We start from the raw sequence: 19,653 nt of genomic DNA, 5'->3' as shown, positions 1-19,653 counted from the left end.
GTTGTCCTGCGTCTGCAGGCCAATGGTCCCGCCGGAAGCTGCGGCCGGAGCGGGTATCAAGGAAGCACGAACCCGGCCTGCCGCAGCAGCCGCGTCAGCGCGATCAGCGGCAGGCCGATCAATGCGGTCGGGTCGCTGGTGCGAATGGCGTCGAACAGACTGATGCCCAGGCCTTCGCACTTGAAGCTGCCTGCGCAATCCAGTGCCGGCTCGGCGGCCAGGTAACGCGCGATGTCGTCAGGCGTCAGCGGGCGCAGCTGCACCTCGGTCAGATCCAGCGCGTGGAAGCTACCGTGCGGGCCGGCCAGGCTGACGGCGGTGTGGAAGCGCACCACGCGCCCGGACATGGCACCCAGTTGCGCACGCGCCCTGGCAAGGCTGCCCGGTTTGCCCAGGGCTTCACCGTCCAGATCGGCGACCTGGTCTGAGCCGATTACCCAGGCGTCGGGGGCGCCGGCCGCCACTGCAGCGGCCTTTTCGGCAGCCAGGCGGCTGGCCAGGGCCGCCGGCCTCTCGCCCGGCTGCGCCTGCTCATCGACCTCCGGGCGGGCGGTGCTGAACTCCAGTTGCAGGCGACCGAGCAGGTCGCGCCGGTAGACGGAGGTGGAGGCAAGGATCAGGCGTGGCATCATGGGCGTGACCAAGGGCGGGCAGGGGAGTCTGCCAGCCTGCACCGGTTGCAGCATCTGTGAATGGGTGCATTTGACATGGCTACGGCGGGTCTTTAACATTCTGCGGCTTATGTCCGCGAACGTACCCGAAATGCTGGATGCTTGGCGGATGGTCGCAGCGCGCAGGCGCTTCGATGGCCGCATCCCGCTATCTGCGATGACTCGCTTGCAGGGAAGTCTGGTCGATACCGAGGGCGAGTGTGTCTATTCGCTTGAATTCGATCAGGACGCTTTGCTCAAGGTCGCCTATGTGGAACTCAGCATCGATGTCGAGCTGCCGCTGGCCTGCCAGCGCACCTTGCAGCGTTTTCTGTACCCGGTGCAGATCAGGCAGCGTCTTGGTCTGATCCGCAACGAGGACGAAGAGGCCGCGTTGCCGCCCGATTACGAAGCCTTGCTGGTGCCCGACGACGGCATGCTGCGGGCGACGGATCTGGTGGAGGACGAGCTGGTGCTGTCGGTGCCAGTGGTGCCGATGGCGCCGGGAAGCGAGGCTGTCGAGGCCGAGTGGGTGCCGAGCCAGGAAGAGCAAGACAAGGCCAGCCCGTTCGCGGCGCTGGCAGCGTTGAAGAAACAGTAACCGCCGCTGTTAAGGGCGGAAAGACAGGTCGACGCGGGCGTAGAGCGTGCTGTTCGACTCAACAGACAAGTTATCGAACTAAAGTTGGAGCAATCCCATGGCTGTGCAGAAATCCCGTGTCACCCCGTCCCGTCGCGGCCAGCGTCGTTCGCACGATGCCCTCACCGCCAAGCAGCTGTCGACCGACCCGACCAGCGGCGAGATCCATCTGCGTCACCACATCACCGCCGACGGTTACTACCGTGGCAAGAAGGTGATCGCGACCAAGTCGTCGGCCGTCCAAGAAGATTGATCCGTGGCACCCGCCGCAGTTTTGCCGGCGGGTGACCCTCGATACTTCCGGAGCCGCCAATCACCGCGGCTCTTGCATCAGGAAACAGCATGAGCAAGCGGATCTATTCCAGAATCGCGGGCACGGGTAGCTATTTGCCCGAAAAGGTGTTGACCAACGACGACATGTCGAAGATCGTCGACACCAGCGATGAATGGATCTTCTCGCGCACTGGTATCCGTGAGCGTCACATCGTCGCCGACGACCAGACCACCAGCGATCTGGCGTATTTCGCCTCGCTGAAGGCGATGGAAGCGGCTGGCGTCACCGCCGACGAGATCGACCTGATCGTCATCGGCACCACCACGCCCGACCTGATCTTTCCGTCCACGGCCTGCCTGCTGCAGGCGCGGCTGGGCAACGTCGGTTGCGGCGCGATGGACGTCAACGCGGCCTGCTCGGGCTTTGTCTACGCGCTCAGCGTGGCCGACAAGTTCGTGCGCAGCGGCGACGCCAAGACCGTGTTGGTGGTGGGTGCGGAAACGCTGACCCGCATCGTCGACTGGACCGACCGCACCACCTGCGTGCTGTTCGGCGACGGTGCCGGCGCGGTGATCCTCAAGGCCGACGAAGAGACCGGCATCCTCAGCACTCATCTGCATGCCGACGGCAGCAAGAAAGAGCTGCTGTGGGACCCGGTGGGCGTGTCGGTGGGCTTCGGCGAAGGCAAGAATGGTGGCGGCGCGTTGCTGATGAAGGGCAACGACGTGTTCAAGTACGCGGTCAAGGCGCTGGATTCGGTGGTCGACGAGACCCTGGCCGCCAACGGCTACGACAAGCACGATCTGGATTGGTTGATCCCGCATCAGGCCAATCTGCGCATCATCGAAGCCACCGCCAAGCGGCTGGATCTGCCGATGGAGCAGGTGGTGGTCACCGTGGATCGCCATGGCAATACGTCCTCGGCCTCGGTGCCGCTGGCACTGGACGAGGCGGTGCGCTCGGGCCGCGTGCAGCGTGGGCAGTTGCTATTGCTGGAAGCGTTCGGTGGTGGATTTACCTGGGGCTCGGCGCTGTTGCGCTATTGAGTTCCGCAGGCGCCGCCGCGTCCGCCGGCGGCGCCTGACAGCATCAGGGACGGACCCGTCATGGCAGAACCCATCGTCATCGCCGGCCAGCGCGTCTGGCTGAAGCAGTACCGCCGCGGCAACCGGGCGGTCTCGCTCGGCGCTCTCAACTTCGTCGCCCGCCGCTGGGGCCTGGATGCCCTGCGTCCGCCGCCGCACCGTGGCGGCGATGCCGCGCGCGACCTGGAAGCGCGCCGGCTCGGCGAACTGCAGGCGCAGGCGGTCAATGTGCCGCGCGTGGTCGGTTGCGGGCAGGCGGCCTTGGTGCTCAGCGACAACGGCCGTTCCTTCGCCAGTTGCCTGCGCGAGGCCGATGCGCCCGAGCGCGATCGTCTGATCGCGTTGGCAGTGACCGCCATCGCCGATGCCCACCGCGAAGGTGCGTATTTCGGCCAGCCGCTTCCGCGCAACATGACCTACGACGGGCAGGCGGTCGGCTTCATCGATTTCGAAGAAGATCCGCTGGAAGTGATGGACCTGGCACAGGCGCAGGCGCGCGACTGGCTGGTGTTCGGCTACGGCGTGGCCAAGTACTACCGCGGCCGCCGTGAGGTGCTGCAGCGGTTGATGACGGGCGCCTTCGATGCGGCCGGCCCGGCCGTGGCAGCGCATGCGCATGTGGTGACCGGGCGATTGCAGCGGTTTGCGCAGCTCACCGGCCGGCTGGGGCGTTCTGCCGCGGCGCTGGCGCGCGCCATCCTGGCCATCCATGCAGCGACCTCGTTCGGCGTCGTGCTGGTGCTGGTGGTGTGCGTGGACTGGCTCGCCGACGGGGACATCGACCTGCTCAACGCCTTGTTGTAGCTGGCGAATGCGCGCGCTGGCGCGGCCTTGCATACGCGGCAGTACAGACGCCAGGGCGATTTCGCACGTATCATCCCGGCTCGATTTTTGTAGGCAGCAACGCGTGACCGAATCTACGCTCGCTTTCGTGTTTCCCGGCCAGGGCTCCCAGTCCCTGGGCATGCTGGCCGAACTGGCCGAACTGCACCCGCAGATCCGCGAGACCTTCGTCGAGGCCTCCGATGGCGCCGGTGTCGATCTGTGGGCGCTGTCGCAGGGCGGCCCGGAAGAGATGCTCAACCGCACCGAGTACACCCAGCCGGCGCTGCTGGCTGCGGGCGTGGCGGTGTGGCGGCTGTGGAACGCGCAGCGCGGCGAACGTCCGGCGCTGCTGGCCGGTCATAGCCTGGGTGAATACACCGCCCTGGTCGCGTCCGGTGCCTTGTCGCTACACGACGGCGCCCATCTGGTGCGCCTGCGCGGCCAGTTCATGCAGGCGGCCGCCCCGGCCGGTGTCGGCGCGATGGCGGCGGTGCTGGGTGCCGAGGATGCGGTGGTACAGGAGGTCTGTGTCGAGGCGTCCGGTAGCCAGGTGGTGGTGCCGGCCAACTTCAATTCGCCGGGCCAGATCGTGATCGGTGGCGATGCCGCAGCGGTGGACCGCGCGCTGGCGCTGCTGGCCGAGCGCGGCGTGCGCAAGGCGGTCAAGCTTGCAGTGAGCGTGCCTTCGCATACCCCGCTGATGCGCGATGCGGCCAATCAGCTGGGCGAAGCGATGGCCGGGCTGAGCTGGCAGGCGCCGCAGATCCCGGTGGTGCAGAACGTGGACGCGCGCGTGCACGATGGCAGCGAGGCGATCCGCCAGGCGCTGGTGGAGCAGTTGTACCTGCCGGTGCAGTGGACCGGCTGCGTGCAGGCACTGGCCGCCCGTGGCATCACTCGCGTCGCCGAATGCGGCCCCGGCAAGGTGCTGAGCGGACTGATCAAGCGCATCGACAAGAGTCTGGACGCCCGCACGCTGGCCACACCCGCCGATTACGCTGGCGCGCTCGAAGCGTGGACGCACTGATCCAGCGCGCGCACGCGGTATGCCGGCCCCCTCGACGTTCGCGACGATGATCGCGACGTCCCCCTTCGAGGAACAGTAGTCATGAGCAAGCCTCTGCAGGGCGAAATCGCCCTCGTCACCGGCGCCAGTCGCGGTATCGGTGCAGCCATTGCCGACACCCTGGCCGCCCAGGGCGCCACCGTCATCGGCACCGCCACCTCGGCGTCGGGTGCGGCGGCCATCGGCGAGCGCCTGGCCGCCGGCGGCGGCCACGGCCGCGAACTCAACGTCACCGATGCTGCCGCGGTCGATGGCCTGATCGATGCGATCGGCAAGGAATTCGGGGCCATCTCGATCCTGGTCAACAACGCCGGCATCACCCGCGACAATCTGTTGATGCGGATGAAGGACGACGACTGGCAAGCCATCATCGACACCAACCTGACCAGCGTGTTCCGCACCTCCAAGGCGGTGATGCGCGGCATGATGAAGGCGCGCAAGGGCCGCATCGTCAATATCGCCTCGGTGGTTGGCGTGACCGGTAATCCGGGCCAGACCAACTACGCCGCGGCCAAAGCCGGCATCATCGCGTTCTCCAAGTCGCTGGCCAAGGAAATCGGCTCGCGCGGGGTGACCGTGAACGTGGTGGCGCCTGGTTTCATCGATACCGACATGACCAAGGCGTTGCCGGAGGAGGCCAAGGCAGCGTTGCTGCAGCAGATCGCGCTCGGCCATCTGGGCGCGCCGGAGGACATCGCCAATGCGGTGGCGTTCCTGGCCGGCCCGGCCGCCCGCTATATCACTGGCGAGACCCTGCACGTCAACGGCGGTATGTACATGCCGTGAGCGTGCGCCGCCGGGAGGCGCTAAGTGGCTGATCGGCTAGGACTTGTGTTGCAATGCAAGGCCCGGGCGCTTCCACTACACTATCCAACGCGGCCATCGCAGCGGCGATGGCGTTTTGTGAGTCCCTCACAGGAGCACCGCACATCCATGTGCGGGGATCCTAAAACTCGAACCACCACTACTCCAGCTGGAGCGATATCCCCAATGAGCACCATCGAAGAACGCGTCAAGAAAATCGTCGTCGAACAACTCGGCGTCAAGGAAGAGGAAGTCACCACCAGCGCATCGTTCGTCGATGACCTGGGTGCCGACTCGCTGGACACCGTCGAGCTGGTGATGGCGCTGGAAGAAGAGTTCGAGTGCGAGATCCCGGACGAAGAGGCCGAGAAGATCACCTCGGTCCAGCAGGCGATCGACTACGTCAAGGCTCACGTCAAGAGCTGATGCGTTGTTCCTGATGGCGGTGGCGCGCGTCATGCCGCTGCTGCGTCAGACATTCCATGGGGCCGCTGATGCGGCCCTGTGTTTTTCAAGCGTCACCCGCTAACCGCAAGCACCGTCCGTTCCGTGGTGAGGAGATCTGCAATGAGTCGTCGTGTTGTCGTTACCGGCATGGGCATGGTGTCGCCGTTGGGCAATGATCTGGCCAGCAGCTGGGATGGAATCATCCACGGGCGCTCCGGCATTGGCCCGATCACGCAGATCGATGCCTCGCAGTTCACCACCAAGATCGCCGGCGAAATCAAGAATTTCGACCCCACGCTTTTTGTGTCCGCCAAGGACGTCAAGAAGATGGATTCGTTCATCCACTACGGTGTCGGCGCCTCGTTCATGGCGCTGGACGACTCCGGGCTGGAGATCGATGAAAGCAATGCCGAACGCATCGGTGCCATTCTCGGCTCCGGCATCGGCGGGCTGCTCGGTATCGAAGAGCAGACCATCAAATTTCACGAGGGCGGCGCGCGCAAGATTTCGCCGTTCTACGTGCCCAGCACCATCATCAACATGCTGCCGGGCCAGGTGAGCCTGATCAAAGGCCTGAAGGGCCCGACGTTCTCGGCGGTATCGGCCTGCGCCACCTCCAATCACTCGATCGGCACGGCGATGCGCATGATCCAGTATGGCGATGCCGACGTGATGCTGGCCGGCGGCGCCGAGCGCGGCTCCTCGCCGAGTTCGGTCGGCGGCTTCTGCGCAATGAAGGCCATGTCCACCCGCAACGACGATCCCGCTGCTGCCTCGCGCCCGTGGGACAAACAGCGCGACGGCTTCGTGCTGGGTGACGGTGCCGGCGTGCTGGTGCTGGAAGAATACGAACACGCCAAGGCGCGCGGCGCGCGCATCTATGCCGAGCTGGTCGGTTTCGGCGCCAGCTCCGACGCCTTCCACATGACCGCGCCGAGTGAAGACGGCGAAGGCGCGGCGCGCAGCATGGTCGCCGCCATGCGCGATGCCAAGCTCAATCCCGAGCAGATCGGCTACCTCAACGCGCACGGCACCTCCACGCCGCTGGGCGATCTGGCCGAAACGCTGGCGATGAAGCGCGCGTTGGGCGACCACGCTTACAAGACCATGGTCAGTTCCACCAAGTCGATGACCGGCCACCTGCTCGGCGCCGCCGGCGGTGCCGAGGCGATTTTCTCGGTGATGGCGCTGCACACCGGCATCATTCCGCCGACCATCAACCTGGAAGAGCCTAGCGAAGGCTGCGACCTGGATTACGTGCCGAACGTGGCGCGTGAGGCCAAGGTGGATGCGGTGATGTCCAATGGCTTCGGGTTTGGCGGCACCAACGGCACGCTGGTGTTCAAGCGCATCTGAGCCGGCGCGCCGGCGCTGTCGCACGACGCGTCGCGCAACAGTCCTTGGCCGCCGCGGGCAGGTTCGTGCGGCCAACTGCACAGTGTCGGTTCCACCTAGTTCTGATCCACCCATCGCGCGCGCTGCCTTTTAGAAGGCGGCGCGCTTTCGTATCTCACGCCGCTCCGGACCGATGACGCTCACCCGATCACTGCATGCGGACATCGATTTGCTGGCGCTGCACCGGCTGGCGCCGCAGCGCTATCCGGCGCTGCTGGAATCCACCGCCTCCGGCACCGAGCATGGACGCTGGGACGTGCTGTTGCTGGCCGACGGCGACAGCCTGCGGCTGGATGCCGATGGCCGCACCCGCGATGGCGGGGGCAGGGTGCTGGAAGGCAGCTTCCTGGCTGCGCTGGACGCCGCCTGGCAGGCAGGGCGAGTGCCACACGAGGCGCACAGCCCATGGCCCTTTCGTGGTGGCTGGGCGATCTTGCTGGATTACGAGTTGGCCGCCCAGGTCGAGCCGATCCTGCAGTTGCCCACATGCGCCGATGGCCTGCCCATCGCGCTGGCCTTGCGCGCGCCGGCAGCGGTGTTGCGCGATCGTGTGCAGGGCCGCTGCATCGCGCTGGCCGAACCGGGCCGCGATGATTTACTGGCGCGCATCGTCGACGACATCGCCACGTGCGCTGCATTGCCGCCGTTGCCGGCCTGGGTCGGGCCGGTGGCAGTCGACGAAGACGCGCCGGAGCGGTTCACCGACGCGGTACAGCGGGTGCTGGATTACCTGCGCGCCGGCGATGTGTTCCAGGCCAATATCTCGCGCGCCTGGCAGGCCACATTCGCCGACGCGGTCGACCCGGCGGCGCTGCATGCGCGGCTGCGCGCGGCCAACCCCGCGCCGTTTGCCGGAGTATTCGCTGCGGCCGGGCGCGCGGTGGTCAGCTCTTCGCCCGAGCGTCTGGTGTCGGTGCAGGGCGATGCAGTGCAAACGCGCCCGATCGCCGGCACCCGCGCGCGCTTTGCCGGCGACGACGATGCGGCGCGGATCCGCGAACTGGTGGGGCATCCGAAGGAGCGTGCCGAGCACGTGATGCTGATCGACCTGGAGCGCAACGACCTGGGCCGCATCTGCGCGCCGGGCTCGGTGGAGGTGGACGAGCTGATGGCGGTGGAAAGCTATGCGCACGTGCACCACATCGTCAGCAACGTGCGCGGCCGCCTGCGTGCCGGCGTCACCCCGGGCGAGGTGATCGCGGCAGTGTTCCCCGGCGGCACCATCACCGGCTGCCCGAAGGTGCGCTGCATGCAGATCATCGCCGAGCTCGAACAGACCGCGCGCGGCGCCTACACCGGTGCGTTCGGCTGGCTCAATCGTGATGGCGACATGGACCTGAACATCCTGATCCGCACCGCCGAGGTGGCCGGCAACCAGGTGCGGTTCCGCACCGGGGCCGGCATCGTGGTGGATTCGGATCCGCAGCGCGAGCTGGACGAGACCCGCGCCAAGGCGCGCGGTGTACTGCGCGCACTGGATCAGGCATGAGCGCTTCAACGGGACATCACCGGCGCGCGGTATCCTGCGCGGCGCTGGGGCAATGACGAGGTGGGTGTGGCGGTGACTGGCAAACGCGGATGTCTGGCCGTGCTGGGCGCGGCAATGCTGCTTGTGGCGCTAGTGGCGATTGCCGCACTGGTGGCATGGCGGCACTACCTGCAGTTCGCCGACACGCCGGCCAAGGCCACCGCGCCCAGCGTGGTGGTGGCACCTGGTGATTCACTCAAGGCCACGCTGCGCAAGTTGCGCGACGCCGGCATCACCCAGGGCGTGGATCTGGAATGGCAGCTGCTGGCGCGGCAGGTGGATGCGGCCGGCAAGCTCAAGGTGGGCGAATACGCACTGGCACCGGCGCTAACGCCGCGCGAGCTGCTGACGCGCATGCGCCAGGGGCGGGTCATCCAGTACCGCTTCACGATCGTGGAGGGCTGGAATTTCCGCCAGCTACGCGCCGCCCTGGCCACCGCCAAGCCGTTGCAGCAGTCCATCGGCAGCCTGGACGATGCGGCGCTGATGGCGCGGCTCGGCGTGGCCCACCAGCATCCGGAAGGGCGCTTCCTGCCGGAAACCTATCTGTACCAGCGCGGCGACAGCGATCTGGATGTGCTCAAGCGCGCGCATGCGGCGATGGACAAGGCGCTGGCGCAGGCCTGGGCGCAGCGCGCTGCCGACCTGCCGCTGGCATCGCCGGAGCAGGCGCTGATCCTGGCCTCCATCATCGAAAAGGAAACCGCGTTGGGCAGCGAGCGGCCGTTGATCGCCGGGGTGTTCCTGCGTCGCCTGCAGATGGGCATGAAGCTGCAGACCGACCCCACCGTGATCTATGGAATCGGCAGCAGCTACGACGGCAATATCCGCCGCCGCGACCTGACCACCGACACGCCGTACAACACCTATACCCGCACCGGCCTGACACCGACGCCGATCGCCATGCCCGGCCGCGAGGCGCTGCTGGCGGCGGTCCGCCCGGCTCCCGGCGATGCGCTGTACTTCGTGGCCGTGGGTGACGGCACCGGTGCCCACGCCTTCTCGGCCACGTTGGCCGAGCACAACGCCGCGGTGGCGCGCTACCTGCAACGTCGCCGCGAGCCGACCCTGCCGCAGAAGGAACCCACGCCATGACCGCCGCGTTTTCGCCCTGGCAGCAGCGCGCCTTCGACCAGACCGTGGCGGCACTGGATGCCGGCCGGCTCGGGCACGGGCTGCTGATCTGTGGCCCCGAAGGCCTGGGCAAGCGCGAGGTGGCCCTGGCGCTGGCCGAGCACGTGCTGGCCAGCTCGCCCGACCCGGCGCTGGCGCAGCGCACGCGGCAGTTGATCGCCGCCGGCACCCATCCGGACCTGCAGCTGATCTCCTTCATTCCCAACCGTACCGGCGACAAGCTGCGTACCGAGATCATCATCGAACAGGTGCGCGAGATTTCGCAGAAGCTGTCGTTGACGCCGCAGTACGGCATTGCCCAGGTGGTGATCGTCGATCCGGCCGATGCGATCAATCGCGCCGCCTGCAATGCCTTGCTCAAGACGCTGGAAGAACCCTCGCCGGGCCGCTACCTGTGGCTGATCAGTGCGCAGCCGGCACGTTTGCCGGCCACCATCCGTAGCCGCTGCCAGCGGCTGGAATTCAAGCTGCCGCCTGCGCACGAAGCGCTGGCCTGGCTGCTGGCGCAAGGCGTCAGCGAGCGGGCGGCACAGGACGCGCTGGGGGCTGCGCGCGGCCACCCCGGTCTTGCCGCACAGTGGTTGCGCGAGGATGGCTTGGCGGTGCGACGCGCTGTGGCACAGGATCTGGAGCAGATCGCCAGTGGTCGTGCAGGCGCGGTGGATGTTGCGCAGCGCTGGACCAACGACGGCCAGGCCGATCAGCGTCTACGCCATGCGGCTGACCTGGCGTTGGCGCAGGCGTCGGCCGGCTTGACCGATCCATCGCGGTTGCACAAGCTGGCGACCTGGTTCGACGCCGCCAATCGCACCCGCGATCTGCTGCGTACCACCGTCCGCGCCGACCTGGCAGTGACGGAACTGCTGCTGGCCTGGCGCGAGGGAGAGCGCCAGGCACGATCTAGGGGAACTCGATGAGTGCAATGAATGCACGCCAAGGCATTTTGTCGCTGGCGTTGAAGGACAAGCCGGCGCTGTACAGCGCCTACATGCCGTTCGTGAAAGGCGGCGGCATCTTCGTTCCCACGCCCAAGCGTTACATGCTGGGTGATGAGGTGTTCCTGCTGCTGACCCTGCCCGATTCCAGCGAGCGCCTGCCGGTGGCCGGCAAGGTCATCTGGACCACCCCCGCCGGTGCGCAGGGCAACCGGGCCGCCGGCATCGGCGTGCAGTTCCCGGACGGCCCGGAAGGCGAGGCAGTGCGCAACAAGATCGAAACCCTGCTGGCCGGATTGACCACCTCGGACAAGCCGACCCACACGATGTAGAAGGAGCGGGTTGGCGGCAGGATGGCACGGCACGCGTAGGGGTAGCCTTTCGCCGCCGCGACCGGATCGAGGCGACAGCGGTGCGATGCGGTCGCGTCACACGGGCAGGGAAACACCTGTTGACGATTGCCGCAGCTGCCCTATAATGTGCGGCTCGCGTCACCGGGCGGTTAGCTCAGCGGTAGAGCATTGCCTTCACACGGCAAGGGTCACAGGTTCGATCCCTGTACCGCCCACCATGCATTCAGCGTCAGATGAAAAACCGGCGACAGCCGGTTTTTTTGTGGGCGCCAGGTAGGTGTGGCCGTAGGAAGTCGTTGATACGGCAGCGCGCCAGATCCTCCTGGATCTGATGCTCGGCAGTCACTACCGCGAATTCAGCGGCATGCTGTTCAGTGGCGCACCTTGGCTGCGGGCGTGGCGATGTTCGCGTTTTGCGCGTTCGATCAGAGTCTGCGATCTGCAGGGCTTGGTGCTGCGTTTTATCGATTGCACTGGTCATGAATTCTTGGCGGGTGTCTGTGGTGAAGCGTGCGCCGCGCTTCGAAAGACGCTGTCGGTAAGCACTTTTCGCTAGGGTCGATGCCTTGCGAGCTCGACAGGGACTTGCCATCCTGCAAGGCCCCGGGTCGAGATGGAGTGGCGATGAAGACGCTGCTGGGAAGTGCGCTGGTTGCGATGTTGCTGTTGGCCGGCTGCGCGCGCGATGTGGGCGAACAGTACGTGGGCAAGTGGGTCAACGTGAAGTCGCAAAAGAATGTGCTGAGCATCGAGCACAATGGCGAGAGCTTCATCATCCGCGACACCATGCCGGAACTGTTTGGCAATGGCGCCAAGACCCGGAACTACCCGGCGCTACTGACCAAGGGCGTGCTGCAGGTGTCCAGTGGCAGCGGTACCGTCAACTATGCGATCGATGAGGCGACCGGGCGTTTGAGCACCGGGGATACCGAGTACACGCGGGTCAAGTGACGCCAGGGTTGGTGGCGCTGCAGTGCCATCGGAGGCGTGGTTGCCGAGGAAAACGATGCAGGTGCTGGGTCATCGCTTGCTGGCCGACGCTGCTGAAGGAGTGTCGTCAGCGTGACTGCCCGCGGGCTAAGAGCTACGAGTCTGCCGTGTGTCGGTTTGCCTGCATCCAGCGCCATAGCGTGGTACGCGAGACGCCCAGTGCCTGTGCGGCAATGGCGCGGTTGCCGTTGGCGCGTTCCAGTGCGGTGCGCACCGCTGCGGCGGTGAGCTGCATGCGTGATGCGGCCAGCTCTGTTTGCGTACCTGGAGCGGTCTGATGATCGGGGTGTCTTTCGAACAGCTCGGGCGCCCAGCGTTGTAGGTGTTCCAGGCTCAAGCTTTCGCTCGCCTGCACTTTCCAGTGAATGCACAGGCGCTCGACCAGATTGCGCAGTTCGCGCACGTTGCCGGGCCAGGTGTGCTGCTGCAGCCGCTGCAAGGCATCTTCGGACAGCGGCGAGGCACTATTGCCCAGTTGCTGGAAATAATGCGCAAGCAGCAGCGCAATGGCATCGGGTCGGTTGCGTAGCGGCGGCAGTGAGATGCGCAGTGCCGCCAGGCGATAGAACAGGTCGCGCCGGAAGCGGCCCTGCTCGACCAGGGCATGCAGGTCCTGCAGGCTGGCGGCGACCACGCGTACGTCCACTGCCACTGGCAGGGTGGCGCCAACACGCAACACCTCGCGCTCCTCCAGGACGCGCAGCAGGCGGGTTTGCAGCGGCGTGGGGAGCTCGCCGATTTCATCGAGGAACAAGGTCCCTTCATGCGCGGCTTCGATCAGGCCGGTGTGGCCGCCGCGGCGTGCGCCGGTGAAGGCGCCATCGCTATAGCCGAACAATTCCGCTTCCAGCAGCGATTCGCTGATGGCGCCACAGTTGATGGCGACGAAGCGGCCGCGACGCCGGCTGCCGGCGTGCAGCTGGCGCGCGACCAGCTCCTTGCCGGTGCCGGTCTCGCCGCTGATCAACACGGTCCCCGAATGGGGGGCATACAGCTGCGCCAGTTCGCGTGCCTGCAGCATGGGGGCGTCTTCGCCAAGCAGGGCGTCGTTGCGGCGCACGCGGCGCGTGCCACTGCGCGCAGTGCGCGGCGGCGGGCTGGTGGAGGCGCCGCCCAGCGCGATGGCCTGTTCCAGGGCCTGGCGCACCGATGCGGCGGAATACAGCAGCACGCCGGGCAGGCCGGCCTGCTCGGCGAAATCGATCGCCATGCCAGTGCCCACGATGACCTGGATGCCGGCCGTGCGCAGGTCGGCAATGCAGTCGCGCGCATCTTCGGCAGTGACGAACCGGCGGTGTTCGATGTCCAGATCGAAACTGGCCTGGAAGGCATGAAACGAAGGGACGTCGCTGGCATGCGTCACCACGCCGATGCGCGGGGCGATGCGGCGCGCCCGTGCCAGCGCTTCCATCAGATCGAAGCCGGTGGCCTGGATCGGCGCCAGCGGCAGTGGCAGGCGACTGCGTAGATAGGCGGCGTTGGAGCCACCGGCCACCAGCGCGTCGCAGCGCTCGCGGCGCAGGCGCTGACTGATCACCTCCACCGCGTCGGCAAAGCCCAGGTTGATCTGCTCGATGCGCGCACGCTGATCGAATTCCGGAATGACGTCGGCCAGCAGGCCGGTCAATCGCGAGACGCTGACGGTCCAGATGGTGGGTGGGGTGGACTCCATGGAGTCGATGGGCGGAATCCTGGGCACTGGCAAGCGATGTTTCAGTAGTGTTTCATCATGCGCCGGTTGTTGCGCTTACGCAACATTTCGGACTGTGCGTGATAGTAAAATCAACCACTTGCCGTTGGCACGGCGTTTGCGCCTAATCCCCCATCTCACCGCAGGAATCGCCATGACGTCTTCGCCCACCGCCACCGCCGGCACCCGTTTTCGCGCAGCGCTGGATGCCGAGTCGCCGCTGCAGGTCATTGGCGCGATCAATGCCAACCATGCGCTGCTGGCCCAGCGTGCCGGCTATCAGGCCATCTACCTGTCCGGCGGCGGCGTGGCAGCGGGTTCGCTCGGGTTGCCGGACCTGGGCATCAATACGCTGGAGGACGTGCTGATCGATGTGCGTCGCATCACCGACGTCTGCGCGTTGCCGCTGTTGGTTGACGTGGACACCGGCTTCGGGCCGAGCGCGTTCAACATCGAACGCACCATCAAGTCCTTGATCAAGGCCGGTGCGGCCGGCTGCCATATCGAAGACCAGGTGGGCGCCAAGCGCTGCGGGCACCGGCCAGGCAAGGAGATCGTCAGCCAGGGCGAGATGGTGGACCGGGTCAAGGCGGCGGCCGATGCCAAGACCGATCCGGCGTTCTTCCTGATTGCGCGCACCGACGCGATCCAGATGGAAGGCGTGGATGCAGCCATCGAGCGCGCCATCGCCTGCGTGGAAGCCGGTGCGGACGGCATCTTTGCCGAGGCCGCCTACGATCTGGAGACGTATACGCGCTTCGTGGATGCGGTGAAGGTGCCGGTGCTGGCCAACATCACCGAGTTCGGCAAGACGCCGTTGTTCACCCGCGACCAGCTCGCGCAGGCCGGTGTTGCGATCCAGCTGTTTCCGTTGTCGGCCTTCCGTGCGGCCAACAAGGCGGCCGAGGCGGTCTATACCGCAATCCGTCGCGATGGGCATCAACAGGCCGTGCTGGAAAGCATGCAGACGCGCGAGGAACTGTACGAGCGCATCGGCTATCACGATTACGAGCAGCGGCTGGATGCGTTGTTCGCACGCAAAGGCGCATGATCGCGCGTTGCCGCGCACCGATTCCTTCACTTCGTCCGTGACATCGCAACACGCCACCGTTTGGGAGCTCATCGCATGAACGACACCGCCATTCCCGGCTTCAAGCCGAAGAAATCCGTTGCCCTGTCCGGCACGGCTGCCGGTAATACCGCCCTGTGCACCGTGGGCCGCAGCGGCAACGACCTGCACTACCGTGGTTACGACATTCTCGACCTGGCCACCACCAGCGAGTTCGAGGAAATTGCCTACCTGCTGGTGCACGGCAAGTTGCCCAACAGCGGCGAACTGCGCGGCTACAAGGCCAAGCTGCGTTCGCTGCGTGGCGTGCCGGCGGCAGTGAAGACGGCGCTGGAACAATTGCCGCCGTCGGCGCATCCGATGGATGTGATGCGCACCGGCGTGTCGGTGCTGGGCTGCCTGCAGCCGGAAAAGGACGACCACAATCATCCGGGCGCGCGCGACATCGCCGACAAGCTGATGGCGTCGCTGGGTTCGATGCTGCTGTACTGGTATCACTACAGCCACAACGGCAAGCGCATCGAACTGGAGACCGATGACGATTCGATCGGTGGGCATTTCCTGCATTTGCTGCACGGGTTTGCGCCAAAGGATTCGTGGGTGCGCGCGATGCACACCAGCCTGATCCTGTATGCAGAGCACGAGTTCAATGCATCCACCTTTGCTTGCCGCGTGATTGCCGGCACCGGCAGCGACATGTACAGCGCCATCGCCGGTGGTATCGGCGCGCTGCGTGGTCCCAAGCATGGCGGCGCCAATGAAGTGGCGTTCGACGTGCAGAAGCGCTACGACACGCCGGACGATGCCGAGGCCGACATCAAGGCGCGGGTGGAGCGAAAGGAAGTGGTGATCGGCTTCGGGCATCCGGTGTACACGGTGTCCGACCCGCGCAACAAGGTGATCAAGGACGTGGCGCGCGAGCTCTCCGATGAGCAGGGCAGCCGCAAGATGTACGACATCGCCGAACGCTTGGAAAGCGTGATGTGGGACATCAAGAAGATGTTCCCGAACCTGGACTGGTTCAGTGCGGTGAGCTACCACATGATGGGCGTGCCGACGGCGATGTTCACCCCGTTGTTCGTGCTGGCGCGTACGGCTGGTTGGAGTGCACACATCATCGAGCAACGCGTGGACGGCAAGATCATTCGGCCTTCTGCAAATTACACCGGCCCGGAGGATCAGGTGTTCGTGCCGCTGGATCAGCGCTCCTGAAAGTTGCTGCGTGCGAGCGGCCCTCATCCGCCCTTCGGGCACCTTCTCCCGCGTCGCGGGAGAAGGGAGCGTGGCGAGCAGTATGTGATGAATAGTAAGGCCAGCAGCACCAGCACCAGCACCAGCACCAGCAGCAGCACCAGCAGCACCAGCACCAGCACCAGCACCAGCACCAGCAATAGCACCAGTAACGGCACCAGTAACAGCACCAGTAACAGCACCAGTAACAGCACCAGCACCAGCACCAGCACCAGCACCAGCACCAGCACCAGACCCCGCCCGCTTTGTGATATCGCCAGCCATGAATAGCCAGTACCGCAAGCCCCTGCCGGGCACGTCGTTGGAGTACTTCGATGCACGCGCTGCCATCGATGCGTTGCAGCCCGGCGCGTATGCGGCATTGCCGTACACCGCGCGCGTGCACGCGGAAAATCTGGTGCGCCGCGCCGAACCGCAGATGCTGGATGCCTACCTGCGCCAGATGATCGAGCGCAAGCGCGAGCTGGATTTTCCGTGGTTTCCGGCGCGTGTGGTCTGCCACGACATCCTTGGCCAGACCGCGCTGGTGGACCTGGCCGGCCTGCGCGATGCCATTGCCGAACAAGGCGGCGACCCGGCCCAGGTCAACCCGGTGGTGCCGGTGCAGCTGATCGTGGACCACTCGTTGGCGGTGGAATACGCGGGATTCGACAAGCAGGCGTTTTCCAAGAACCGCGACGTGGAAGATCGCCGCAATGCCGATCGCTTCCATTTCATCGAATGGACCAAGCGTGCGTTCGAGAATATGGAAGTGATTCCGCCTGGCAACGGGATCATGCACCAGATCAATCTGGAGAAGATGTCGCCGGTGATCTACACACTGGACGGCGTGGCGTTTCCGGATACCTGCGTGGGCACCGACAGCCACACCCCGCATGTGGATGCCCTGGGCGTGATCGCAGTGGGCGTGGGCGGGCTGGAAGCGGAGAACGTGATGCTGGGGCGCGCCTCGTGGATGCGCCTGCCTGACATCATCGGCGTGGAGTTGACCGGCCGGCCGGCGCCGGGCATCACCGCCACCGACATCGTGCTGGCGTTGACCGAGTTCCTGCGCCAGCAGCGCGTGGTGGGGGCGTACCTGGAGTTCTTCGGCACCGGCGCCAGTGCGCTGACCATCGGCGACCGCGCCACCATTTCCAACATGACGCCGGAATTTGGTGCCACCGCGGCGATGTTCTACATCGACCAGCAGACCATCGACTACCTGCGCCTGACCGGTCGCGACGATGCGCAAGTGGCGCTGGTGGAAACGTACGCACGCCACACCGGCCTGTGGGCGGACGACCTGGCGACCGCGCACTACGAGCGCGTGCTGCAGTTCGATCTGTCCAGCGTGGTGCGCAACATGGCCGGGCCCTCCAACCCGCACAAGCGCGTGGCGACCACGGAATTGGCGCAACGCGGCATTGCGGGGCAATGGGACGAGGTACCTGGGCAGATGCCCGATGGCGCGGTGATCATCGCCGCGATCACCTCCTGCACCAACACCTCCAACCCGCGCAACGTCATCGCCGCCGGTCTGCTGGCGCGCAACGCCAATGCGCGCGGCCTGACCCGCAAGCCGTGGGTCAAGAGCTCGCTGGCGCCGGGGTCCAAAGCGGTGCAGCTGTATCTGGAAGAGGCCGGCCTGCTGAGTGAGCTGGAGCAGCTGGGCTTCGGCATCGTGGCGTTCGCCTGCACCACCTGTAATGGCATGAGCGGCGCGCTGGATCCTGCGATCCAGAAGGAGATCATCGACCGCGATTTGTATGCCACCGCGGTGTTGTCGGGCAACCGCAATTTCGACGGGCGCATCCATCCATATGCCAAGCAGGCGTTTCTCGCTTCGCCGCCGTTGGTGATTGCCTACGCCATCGCCGGCACGGTTCGCTTCGATATCGAGAAGGATGTCCTCGGCATCGATGCGGACGGGATGCCGGTGACGCTGAAGGATTTGTGGCCCAGCGATGCGGAGATCGATGCGGTGGTGGCGCGCAGCGTCAAGCCGGAGCATTTCCGCAGCGTGTACGACCCGATGTTCAAGCGCAGCGTGGGGCAGGGGCTCCGCGTGAGCCCGCTATACGACTGGCGCCCGCAAAGTACCTATATTCGCCGCCCGCCATACTGGGAGGGCGCGCTGGCCGGTGCACGCACCCTGCGCGGCATGCGGCCGCTGGCGGTGCTGGGCGACAACATCACCACCGATCATCTCTCGCCATCGAATGCAATCCTGGCCAGCAGTGCGGCGGGCGAATATCTGGCGCAGATGGGCGTGCCGGAGGAAGACTTCAATTCCTATGCCACCCATCGCGGTGATCACCTCACCGCGCAACGCGCCACCTTTGCCAACCCGAAGCTGGTCAACGAAATGGCCGTGGTCGATGGGCAGGTTACCGCCGGCTCACTGGCGCGTCTGGAGCCTGAAGGACAGGTCGTGCGGATGTGGGAGGCGATCGAAACCTACATGACGCGCAAGCAACCCTTGATCATCATTGCCGGCGCCGACTACGGGCAGGGCTCCTCGCGCGACTGGGCGGCCAAGGGCGTGCGGCTGGCAGGCGTGCAAGCGATCGTGGCCGAAGGCTTCGAGCGGATTCACCGCACCAACCTGATCGGCATGGGCGTGCTGCCGCTGGAATTCAAACCTGGAACCGACCGCAAGAGCCTGGGTATCGACGGCAGCGAAACATTCGATGTCATGGGTGAGCGCACGCCGGGCGCGACGCTGACGCTCTCGATCCGTAGGCGCAACGGCGAGCAGCTGCAGGTGCCGGTGATCTGCCGGCTGGATACCGCAGAGGAAGTCTCGATCTACGAAGCCGGTGGTGTGCTGCAGCGGTTTGCGCAGGATTTTCTTGAGGCAAGCAAGGCGGCATAGGCAGCATCATGGCCGACTCTTCGCGATTGATCTTCATGCTCAAGCCGCCACCGCAGGTGCTTGACGTCATGGTCGGTGCCGTGGCTGCACACCGCCCTGATGCAAAGCTTGGCGATGCCTATTTCGATCCTGGCAACTGGCGTCAGTCGGTCTCGGATCGGTTCGAAGGGCCTGCTGCGCGTGCGGCCATGCTACGCGCGGGTGATCGCCTCGATGCCCAGGCAGTCACGTTTTGCTTGAACCGGATTACCAACCGCGGAACAGACCAGGTGCATTGGGCATTTCGGGCAGAGGGCACTCCATCTGCCTTCATTGCGGTACAGGCTGCTATCGCAGCAGCGCTACGTGCCGAAGGCTTTCACGTTGCGAGCGGGCATACGCCGCACGCAACGATTAGCGATGCGGCGCCGCGCAAGGTGACGCAGCCCATTGTGCCCATCACGTGGCACGCTACCGAAGTGCTATTGGTCGAAGGCGGTGGGCGGCCGTATCACTCTGCACCCATCGCATGTTGGCAGTTGCGGCCCGGGGGCCTCCTGCCTGGCCAGGCGCACTTGCCGTTCTGATCTGCGCAGGATTGCATGTTCGAGATTTTCACGGTGACGCATTGCCATATCGTATCGATGCGCTACGCAAAATTTCCAGTACGTCCGCACGTTG

Annotated in this window: 20 protein-coding genes and 1 tRNA gene; 18 read left to right on the top strand and 3 right to left on the bottom strand. The window is 65.6% G+C overall.

What is annotated here, in order from left to right:
• Positions 1 to 56: 56 nt before the first annotated feature.
• Positions 57 to 632: a Maf family protein gene (locus A7D17_RS14725; RefSeq protein ID WP_064509751.1), complete on the bottom strand. Its 576-nt coding sequence runs from the start codon at positions 630 to 632 to the stop codon at positions 57 to 59.
• Between the two features lie 109 nt (positions 633 to 741).
• Between A7D17_RS14725 and A7D17_RS14720 the strand changes: the two genes are divergently transcribed.
• The 14 genes from A7D17_RS14720 to A7D17_RS14655 all read left to right on the top strand — a co-directional run bounded on the left by A7D17_RS14720 (position 742) and on the right by A7D17_RS14655 (position 12,087).
• A complete protein-coding gene (locus A7D17_RS14720; protein WP_064509750.1) occupies positions 742 to 1,251 on the top strand; it encodes a YceD family protein in 510 nt (169 codons plus the stop codon).
• Between the two features lie 97 nt (positions 1,252 to 1,348).
• Entirely contained in the window at positions 1,349 to 1,543 is a 195-nt protein-coding gene (gene rpmF, locus A7D17_RS14715) for a 50S ribosomal protein L32 (RefSeq protein ID WP_003483870.1), read from the top strand.
• Positions 1,544 to 1,632: 89 nt separating this feature from the next.
• Entirely contained in the window at positions 1,633 to 2,610 is a 978-nt protein-coding gene (locus A7D17_RS14710; protein ID WP_005995227.1) for a beta-ketoacyl-ACP synthase III, read from the top strand.
• Between the two features lie 60 nt (positions 2,611 to 2,670).
• The gene (locus A7D17_RS14705) at positions 2,671 to 3,453 is read left to right on the top strand and encodes a BUD32 family EKC/KEOPS complex subunit (protein ID WP_064509749.1); all 783 of its coding nucleotides are present in this window, start codon (positions 2,671 to 2,673) and stop codon (positions 3,451 to 3,453) included.
• A gap of 103 nt (positions 3,454 to 3,556) precedes the next feature.
• Positions 3,557 to 4,501, top strand: coding sequence for an ACP S-malonyltransferase (gene fabD, locus A7D17_RS14700; RefSeq protein WP_064509748.1), 945 nt, complete (start codon positions 3,557 to 3,559; stop codon positions 4,499 to 4,501).
• 81 nt (positions 4,502 to 4,582) lie between these two features.
• Positions 4,583 to 5,326: a 3-oxoacyl-ACP reductase FabG gene (gene fabG / locus A7D17_RS14695; RefSeq protein WP_064509747.1), complete on the top strand. Its 744-nt coding sequence runs from the start codon at positions 4,583 to 4,585 to the stop codon at positions 5,324 to 5,326.
• Positions 5,327 to 5,530: 204 nt separating this feature from the next.
• A complete protein-coding gene (gene acpP, locus A7D17_RS14690; RefSeq protein ID WP_002814322.1) occupies positions 5,531 to 5,770 on the top strand; it encodes an acyl carrier protein in 240 nt (79 codons plus the stop codon).
• Positions 5,771 to 5,911: 141 nt separating this feature from the next.
• Positions 5,912 to 7,147, top strand: a complete 1,236-nt coding sequence (gene fabF, locus A7D17_RS14685) for a beta-ketoacyl-ACP synthase II (RefSeq protein WP_064509746.1) — start codon at positions 5,912 to 5,914, stop codon at positions 7,145 to 7,147.
• A 172-nt stretch (positions 7,148 to 7,319) separates the two neighbouring features.
• Positions 7,320 to 8,675 carry an aminodeoxychorismate synthase component I gene (locus tag A7D17_RS14680; RefSeq protein WP_064509745.1) on the top strand — a complete coding sequence of 452 codons (1,356 nt, stop codon included), beginning with the start codon at positions 7,320 to 7,322 and terminating at the stop codon, positions 8,673 to 8,675.
• A 60-nt stretch (positions 8,676 to 8,735) separates the two neighbouring features.
• A complete protein-coding gene (gene mltG, locus A7D17_RS14675) occupies positions 8,736 to 9,809 on the top strand; it encodes an endolytic transglycosylase MltG (RefSeq protein WP_064509744.1) in 1,074 nt (357 codons plus the stop codon).
• The gene (locus A7D17_RS14670; protein WP_064509743.1) at positions 9,806 to 10,765 is read left to right on the top strand and encodes a DNA polymerase III subunit delta'; all 960 of its coding nucleotides are present in this window, start codon (positions 9,806 to 9,808) and stop codon (positions 10,763 to 10,765) included. The genes mltG and A7D17_RS14670 overlap by 4 nt, the downstream gene beginning before the upstream one ends.
• Positions 10,762 to 11,115, top strand: a complete 354-nt coding sequence (locus tag A7D17_RS14665) for a PilZ domain-containing protein (protein WP_003483889.1) — start codon at positions 10,762 to 10,764, stop codon at positions 11,113 to 11,115. Before A7D17_RS14670 ends, A7D17_RS14665 begins: the two co-directional genes overlap by 4 nt.
• Positions 11,116 to 11,279: 164 nt before the next feature.
• A tRNA-Val gene (locus A7D17_RS14660) sits at positions 11,280 to 11,354 on the top strand.
• A 406-nt stretch (positions 11,355 to 11,760) separates the two neighbouring features.
• The gene (locus tag A7D17_RS14655) at positions 11,761 to 12,087 is read left to right on the top strand and encodes a hypothetical protein (protein WP_064509742.1); all 327 of its coding nucleotides are present in this window, start codon (positions 11,761 to 11,763) and stop codon (positions 12,085 to 12,087) included.
• 133 nt (positions 12,088 to 12,220) lie between these two features.
• On the opposite strand, the gene prpR is transcribed toward A7D17_RS14655, so the two are convergent.
• Positions 12,221 to 13,798, bottom strand: a complete 1,578-nt coding sequence (prpR, locus tag A7D17_RS14650; protein WP_064509741.1) for a propionate catabolism operon regulatory protein PrpR — start codon at positions 13,796 to 13,798, stop codon at positions 12,221 to 12,223.
• A gap of 172 nt (positions 13,799 to 13,970) precedes the next feature.
• On the opposite strand from prpR, the gene prpB reads away from it, so the two are divergent.
• Together prpB and prpC are read left to right on the top strand one after the other, a co-directional pair.
• The gene (prpB, locus tag A7D17_RS14645; protein ID WP_064509740.1) at positions 13,971 to 14,867 is read left to right on the top strand and encodes a methylisocitrate lyase; all 897 of its coding nucleotides are present in this window, start codon (positions 13,971 to 13,973) and stop codon (positions 14,865 to 14,867) included.
• A 75-nt stretch (positions 14,868 to 14,942) separates the two neighbouring features.
• Positions 14,943 to 16,097, top strand: a complete 1,155-nt coding sequence (gene prpC, locus A7D17_RS14640; RefSeq protein WP_064509739.1) for a bifunctional 2-methylcitrate synthase/citrate synthase — start codon at positions 14,943 to 14,945, stop codon at positions 16,095 to 16,097.
• A gap of 23 nt (positions 16,098 to 16,120) precedes the next feature.
• Here the strand turns inward: prpC and A7D17_RS24465 are convergent, their stop codons facing one another.
• Entirely contained in the window at positions 16,121 to 16,366 is a 246-nt protein-coding gene (locus tag A7D17_RS24465) for a hypothetical protein (RefSeq protein ID WP_064509738.1), read from the bottom strand.
• A gap of 32 nt (positions 16,367 to 16,398) precedes the next feature.
• Between A7D17_RS24465 and acnD the strand changes: the two genes are divergently transcribed.
• Both acnD and A7D17_RS14625 read left to right on the top strand, forming a co-directional pair.
• Positions 16,399 to 18,993, top strand: coding sequence for a Fe/S-dependent 2-methylisocitrate dehydratase AcnD (gene acnD, locus A7D17_RS14630; RefSeq protein WP_064509737.1), 2,595 nt, complete (start codon positions 16,399 to 16,401; stop codon positions 18,991 to 18,993).
• A gap of 8 nt (positions 18,994 to 19,001) precedes the next feature.
• A complete protein-coding gene (locus tag A7D17_RS14625; protein WP_064509736.1) occupies positions 19,002 to 19,559 on the top strand; it encodes a hypothetical protein in 558 nt (185 codons plus the stop codon).
• Positions 19,560 to 19,653 lie beyond the last annotated feature (94 nt).

It is taken from the genome of Xanthomonas floridensis, from assembly GCF_001642575.1.
Taxonomy (GTDB): Bacteria; Pseudomonadota; Gammaproteobacteria; order Xanthomonadales; family Xanthomonadaceae; genus Xanthomonas; species Xanthomonas floridensis.
Note: the sequence above shows the minus strand (reverse complement) of the source record. Positions and strands in the feature narration are given on the sequence as shown.

What these genes read in the sequence shown, in the direction of transcription:
- rpmF (WP_003483870.1), top strand. Translation starts at nt 1,349, where the DNA reads ATGGCTGTGCAGAAATCCCGTGTCACCCCGTCCCGTCGCGGCCAGCGT.
- A7D17_RS14665 (WP_003483889.1), top strand. Translation starts at nt 10,762, where the DNA reads ATGAGTGCAATGAATGCACGCCAAGGCATTTTGTCGCTGGCGTTGAAG.
- prpC (WP_064509739.1), top strand. Translation starts at nt 14,943, where the DNA reads ATGAACGACACCGCCATTCCCGGCTTCAAGCCGAAGAAATCCGTTGCC.
- A7D17_RS14625 (WP_064509736.1), top strand. Translation starts at nt 19,002, where the DNA reads ATGGCCGACTCTTCGCGATTGATCTTCATGCTCAAGCCGCCACCGCAG.
- A7D17_RS14705 (WP_064509749.1), top strand. Translation starts at nt 2,671, where the DNA reads ATGGCAGAACCCATCGTCATCGCCGGCCAGCGCGTCTGGCTGAAGCAG.
- fabF (WP_064509746.1), top strand. Translation starts at nt 5,912, where the DNA reads ATGAGTCGTCGTGTTGTCGTTACCGGCATGGGCATGGTGTCGCCGTTG.
- A7D17_RS14670 (WP_064509743.1), top strand. Translation starts at nt 9,806, where the DNA reads ATGACCGCCGCGTTTTCGCCCTGGCAGCAGCGCGCCTTCGACCAGACC.
- A7D17_RS14710 (WP_005995227.1), top strand. Translation starts at nt 1,633, where the DNA reads ATGAGCAAGCGGATCTATTCCAGAATCGCGGGCACGGGTAGCTATTTG.
- acnD (WP_064509737.1), top strand. Translation starts at nt 16,399, where the DNA reads ATGAATAGCCAGTACCGCAAGCCCCTGCCGGGCACGTCGTTGGAGTAC.
- prpB (WP_064509740.1), top strand. Translation starts at nt 13,971, where the DNA reads ATGACGTCTTCGCCCACCGCCACCGCCGGCACCCGTTTTCGCGCAGCG.
- A7D17_RS14720 (WP_064509750.1), top strand. Translation starts at nt 742, where the DNA reads ATGTCCGCGAACGTACCCGAAATGCTGGATGCTTGGCGGATGGTCGCA.
- fabG (WP_064509747.1), top strand. Translation starts at nt 4,583, where the DNA reads ATGAGCAAGCCTCTGCAGGGCGAAATCGCCCTCGTCACCGGCGCCAGT.
- A7D17_RS14725 (WP_064509751.1), bottom strand. Translation starts at nt 632, where the DNA reads ATGATGCCACGCCTGATCCTTGCCTCCACCTCCGTCTACCGGCGCGAC.
- prpR (WP_064509741.1), bottom strand. Translation starts at nt 13,798, where the DNA reads ATGGAGTCCACCCCACCCACCATCTGGACCGTCAGCGTCTCGCGATTG.
- A7D17_RS14680 (WP_064509745.1), top strand. Translation starts at nt 7,320, where the DNA reads ATGACGCTCACCCGATCACTGCATGCGGACATCGATTTGCTGGCGCTG.
- A7D17_RS14655 (WP_064509742.1), top strand. Translation starts at nt 11,761, where the DNA reads ATGAAGACGCTGCTGGGAAGTGCGCTGGTTGCGATGTTGCTGTTGGCC.
- acpP (WP_002814322.1), top strand. Translation starts at nt 5,531, where the DNA reads ATGAGCACCATCGAAGAACGCGTCAAGAAAATCGTCGTCGAACAACTC.